The 3,378-nt window shown below is 70.8% G+C and carries 2 protein-coding genes; one reads left to right on the top strand and one right to left on the bottom strand.

The genetic code is table 11. The features are described 5' to 3' along the window. Positions 1-974, top strand: a 974-nt coding sequence (locus AC1DU6_RS24405; RefSeq protein WP_477860231.1) for an OmpA family protein, incomplete at its 5' end; no start/stop codon positions are given. A 22-nt stretch (positions 975-996) separates the two neighbouring features. Here AC1DU6_RS24405 and AC1DU6_RS24400 read toward each other — a convergent pair. Further along, the coding region (locus AC1DU6_RS24400; RefSeq protein ID WP_477860229.1) for an alpha-2-macroglobulin family protein at positions 997-3,378 on the bottom strand (2,382 nt) is incomplete at its 5' end.

Raw genomic sequence — 3,378 nt, 5'->3', positions numbered from 1 at the left:
GCGCGCCAGCCGCCGACGCACCCTACGCCGACGTGCCCGGCGCCGCCGACCACCCCCTCGTCAGGCGCTTCGCCGGCTCATGGCTGGCCGGCCAGCATGTCTCCAACTGGGACGCCGCCGTGCTGCCCGCCAGCGTCGAGCTTTCCAAGGCCGACAAGCGGCAGTTCAAGGACCCGATGCTCAACCTCGAGGGCAAGGTCACGCAGACGGTCTACATCGCGCCGCGCGGCAAGTCGGCGCTGGAGGTGTGGCGCAACTACGAGCAGGCGTTGAATGCCGCCGGCTTCAAGAAGCGCTTCTCGTGCGAGCGCGACTGCTTCGACCTCTACTTCGCCTGGCTCAAGCAGAGCGATCCGACCAAGGGCTTCAACTGGGCCAAGGGCACGGTCGACACCCCCAGCAGCGGCCGCTACAGCCTGACCTCGGCCCTGTCCGGCGACGAGGGCCGCATGCTCGTCGGCACCCTGGGCAAGCCCGGCCAGGAAGCCACCGTGCTGCTCTACAACTCGCTGGCCGCGAACGCCACCACCGGCATGGTGGCCACCTATCTGCAGGTCGTCGAGCCCAAGGCCATGGAGACGGGCCAGGTCACGGTGGACCCCGCCGCGCTGCAGGCCGGCCTCGCCGCCGAGGGTCGCGTGACGCTGACCGGCCTGTTCTTCGACACCGGCAAGACCGAGCTCAAGCCCGAGTCCAAGGCCCAGCTCGACGCGATGGCCGAACTGCTGAAGAACCAGCCCACGCTGAAGGCCTGGATCGTCGGCCACACCGACAACGTCGGCGGCTTCGAGGCCAACCAGGCGCTGAGCATGGAGCGCGCCCGCGCCGTCGTACTGGCCCTGACCGCGGCGCCGTACAAGGTCGACACCAAGCGCCTGAGCGCCAAGGGCCTGGCCAGCCTGGCACCGGTGGCGGGCAATGGCGACGAGGCCGGGCGGGCGAGGAACCGGCGCGTGGAGCTGGTGGCGCAGTAGCCCGGCGGCGCCAGACCCTGCCTCACGGCTCGATGCCGAACACCGCGTTCGGCGCCTCGCCAAACACCTCCGGCGCGTACATCGCCTCCACGCGGGTGGGAGACAAAGTGAACTGGCCGGGGTTGTTGAGGCGGATCGTGTATTCAAGGCTGAAGTCGCCGCGCGGCACGTGGCGATAGAAGGACTTGAACGACGTGAAGTCGCGGGCCTGGTACAGCGGCCAGGCGTTGCCCGTGCGTTGCTCGCCGGCCTGGGCAGCGGCGGAATCACGGCCCAGGCCGTTGCCCAGGATGCTGGCGCCGGCCGGCACCGGGTCATCCACCACGACCCAGCTCATGTCGACCTGGGCATGGATGCTCAGGCGCACGCGCGCGATGTCGCCCACATGCCATTGGCCCGGCACCTTCTGCTGCACGGCGGTGATGCTGCGGCTCAGGCTGTAACCGGCTGAGCGCGGCGCCGTCAGCGGCACGGCGGCGCGCACCTCCACCGAAGCCCAGGGCGCGCCGGCGCCATAGTGCTGGATGTGCAGCGCGTCGGTGGCCTTGCCCAGGGGAGCGTCGAAGGATTTGCTGCCCGGCTCTTTCCAGCTCAGCGTCTTGCGTTGCTGGCCGAGCGCGATGCGCGTCTCGCCGGCCACGGGCACCGGCTCCAGCAGGCGCGCGAAGGCATCGACGGCCAGCGTGCCCCAGGCGTTGGCGTTGGTGGTGGCCCAGGCGCCGTTCGTTTGCTGGCGGCTCAGCAGCCCCGTCAGCAGGCGTGGCAGGTCGGCTTTCCAATCGGGCAGGTCGGCCACGGCAAGCAGCAGGCGCGCGGCGTCCACGTCGCCGTGGCTCATCAGCCACCACCAGTAGTCGCGGGCCTCGGTGGAGAAGACCATCCGGCGCCCCTGGTAGGTCAACCGAGCGCGCAGTGCGTTCGCGGCCGCAGTCTGYAGGGCCGGCTGCGCATCGGCTTTCCTCAGCACCGTCAGCCAGTCGATCAGCATGCGGGTGGTCCACTCGTCGGGGTCGACGCGGATGGCGTCGAGCTGCCCGGGTGCGAGCCGTTGGTAGCGCGCGAGCGTCGCCAGCGCGCCGATCCTGCGCGCCAGGCCGTCCTCGCTGGGCGCCCAGAACGCGCGCTTGATGCGCCCGGCGGCAAAGCCTTCCAGCCCGGCCAGCATACGCTTGCGCTCGGCCTCGGGAATGGGCCAGCCCGACGCGTCGGCCAGGTCCAGCAGATGACCGGTCAGCGTGTCGCTGCCCAGCCGCGCGAGGGCGGATTCGGGCGGGAAGTAGTTGGCCAGGCCGTCTTCGTCCAGGTAGCGCGGCAGCTCCGCCATGGCCGCATCCCAGGCCTTGCGGTCGTGCATGCCGACCGCGCGTGAAACGCTCTGCTCCAGGCAGCGGTAGGGGTAGCTGGCGAGCCAAGCCTGCACGCCGCCCAGTTGGCCGGCCAGGGAGGGCAGCAACTGCACGGCCACGCGGGCGGTACCGGCTACCGCCCCGGCGCCGTCGAAGCCGAACGCCGGCACGTCAAAGCTGCCGTTGACCTGGGCCAGCGTGGCCGCCTGCACGGTCACGGGCACGGCGGGTTCGACCTGCTGCGTGGTCTCCAGCACGTCCTGCCGGCCCGCAGCGCCGCGTTCCTTCGCAGCGAAGCGCCAGGTCAAGGCCTGGGCACCCTGCGGCACGCGCACCTGCCAGCTGATCTGACGCGCCTCGCCCGCCGCCAGGCGCAGCGCCTGGGCCGGCAGCGCGGCCTGGCCGGCGAGGCCGGCGCTGGCGTCCAGCGTGATGGGGCCGGCGGACGTGTTGCGCACCGTCACCAGCGCCGCAAACCGGTCGCCATCGCGGACGCGCGGCGGCAGGCCGGCGGTGAGCTGCAGGTCCTTCATCACGTCCAGGTGGGCCGCGCCGGTGCCGAAGTCCTCGCTGCCGGCGCTGGCCACCGCCACCAGCCGGAAGCGGCTCAGCCCATCCTTGATGGGAAAGCTCACGATGGCGTCGCCGTTGTCGTCAACGGGCACGTCGGCCTGCCAGTACAGCAGGGAATCGAGCAGGGTGCGGGCCGGAGGCGCCGTCGCGTCACTGCCGGCGCGGCGCGAGACGGTGACCCCCGCTGCCCCCACCACACGCTGCAATACCTCGGGATACACGCCGTCGTTCTGCTTGATCTTCTGGGCACTCTGCAACGCACTCCGCTCCCCAACGACAGTCACAATCCCGGCGGCCTTGTCAGCCGAGATCCTGAGGATGTCCATGAGCACGCCCTCCGCCGAGCGCAGCATGGCCCGCTCGTCCACCGCGGGGTTCATGACCAAGCCACTGGTCGTATAGACGTTGTGCAGGCGGGGGGCCTGCATCCGGGCCAGTAGTTGCCAGCTCGGGTTGTCCTTCAGGCTCAGCAACGCTTCGTCCAC

The organism is Roseateles sp. P5_B10 (genome assembly GCF_056400485.1).
The sequence above is the reverse complement of the archived record's forward strand: the minus strand, read 5'-3'. Positions and strand labels throughout refer to the sequence as shown.